At 36.9% G+C, this 1,811-nt stretch carries 2 protein-coding genes; both read right to left on the bottom strand.

The window, feature by feature from the left end; genetic code table 11:
* Positions 1 to 11: 11 nt before the first annotated feature.
* Positions 12 to 1,571: an IS66 family transposase gene (gene tnpC, locus HNR33_RS22760; protein ID WP_429088306.1), complete on the bottom strand. Its 1,560-nt coding sequence runs from the start codon at positions 1,569 to 1,571 to the stop codon at positions 12 to 14.
* Positions 1,572 to 1,615: 44 nt separating this feature from the next.
* On the bottom strand, positions 1,616 to 1,811 hold a 196-nt coding region (locus tag HNR33_RS22755), incomplete at its 5' end, for a hypothetical protein (RefSeq protein ID WP_429088303.1).

Here is a 1,811-nt window from a genome sequence, read left to right as displayed (position 1 = left end):
TTAGCTTGATTTTAGTCTGCTTTGCATGTTTTTTGAATTAATGAATCCCATGGTAGCATAAGATCCAGTACTTTCGGATTAGTCTTAAAATTGGATCCAGGTATTCTGGATAAAATGAATTCTAAATATTTGTATGGATTTAATCCATTAGCCTTTGCAGTTTCCACTAATGTGTATACACATGCACTTGCTTTAGCACCTTCAGGGCTGCCACAGAACTCCCAGTTCTTTCTTCCCACTGTAAATGGCTTGATACTGTTTTCTGCAATATTGTTGGATATTACACAGTTGCCATCTTCGAGGTATGTTTGCAGCTTTTCTTTATGATTTATCGCATATTGAAGAGCTGCTCCAATTCTAGATTTTGGCAGTACTTGTGTGAGTGCTGTTTCTGCCCACGACCAAAAGGCCTCTAGAATTGGTTTTTCCTTTTCTAGACGCTTAATTTTTCTCTCTTCAGGCGAGAGGTCTTTAAATTTTCTTTCCCAGTCAAATAACTGATTACAGTATGCTATTCCTGTGGCAGGCAGAGTTGCTTCCTGACTTTTCGTATCTTTAGGCATAGCATCATTAAAGTATCTCCGCACATGAGCCCAGCACAGGCAGTGGCGGATACCCTTTACTTTCCCATAACCAGAGAAGGCATCCGTGTGTAAAAATCCACTGAATCCTTGGAGAAACTTGCTTGCATTTTCTCCTGCTCTACCTGCAGCATATTTAAATATTCTAATGCCATGATCCGCATGGGTGGATGTAGAGTAAACCCACATATATGACTTAGTAGTATTTTTCTTTCCTGGTTCATTTAATACTTGAACTGGAGTTTCGTCACAATGCAAATACTTCACTTTTAAGAGTTCTTCCTGAAGTCTTTCCACTACAGGCATTAGCCATTCTTCTGATGTCTTTAGTATCCAATTAGATAGTGTTGCACGGCTTATTGGAAAGCCCATCTGCTTCCAATCTTTCTCCTGACGATATAGAGGAACTGCCTGCACAAACTTTTGATACATAGTCCAGGCAACGCTTGATGCAGTGGCATATGAGTGTTGTAATACTGGTTCTGGTGTATAGGGATTGAAAATAGAAGGTAGACCTTCTATTTTGCATTTTTTGCATTCATAGGTCTCCTGATATATATTTACAATGCTGATTTCAGCTGGAATATATTTAATTTCTGAACGTAAAAATTTCTTGCCTACAACTGATAGATTATCTCCACATTTAGGACAATTTCTCTGAGATTCTTCTAATTTATACACTTGGTCCTGCTGAGGAATATTTTTAAATGCTGCCTTTCTTTTGTAACCTGAGCGTGTTCTTCTTACAGGTTCTTCAAATGGAACTGGTTCTAGCACTGTGAAGTCTTTAGTAACCTCTGCTTCATTAAAAAGACCAAGAGCAACTTCCTCAATTACAAGTTGTCCATCAATTGCAGATGTTTTTTCAGTCTTTCTGCCATATAGTTTCTTTAATAGAAATTCTACATTTTCATTAGCACGCTGAAGCTCTTTTCTTAGAGATTCTATTATTTCATTTTGCGATTCAATTGTCTTTTGGAGTGTTTGTATTAATATGTTTTCGGTCACTCTAATTTAGCCTTCTCTCTAAGTTTTTATCTATCTTGATTATACCATTTTTTGTTTAAAAAAGCTACTAAAAAAAGGCTTAAAATACGCTTTTTGGTGCGTTTTTTAGCCTTTAAATTACTCTCTTTTTCTCTAATTTTGGTATGGTATTTTTCTGATGGACAGATAGACCTTCCATTAACCAACGATACTGCTGAGGGGTTATCTCTAATACTTCCTGAG

It is taken from the genome of Brassicibacter mesophilus (assembly GCF_050433385.1).
Classification (GTDB): domain Bacteria; phylum Bacillota; class Clostridia; order Tissierellales; family Proteiniboraceae; genus Brassicibacter; species Brassicibacter mesophilus.
Note: the sequence above shows the minus strand (reverse complement) of the source record. Positions and strands in the feature narration are given on the sequence as shown.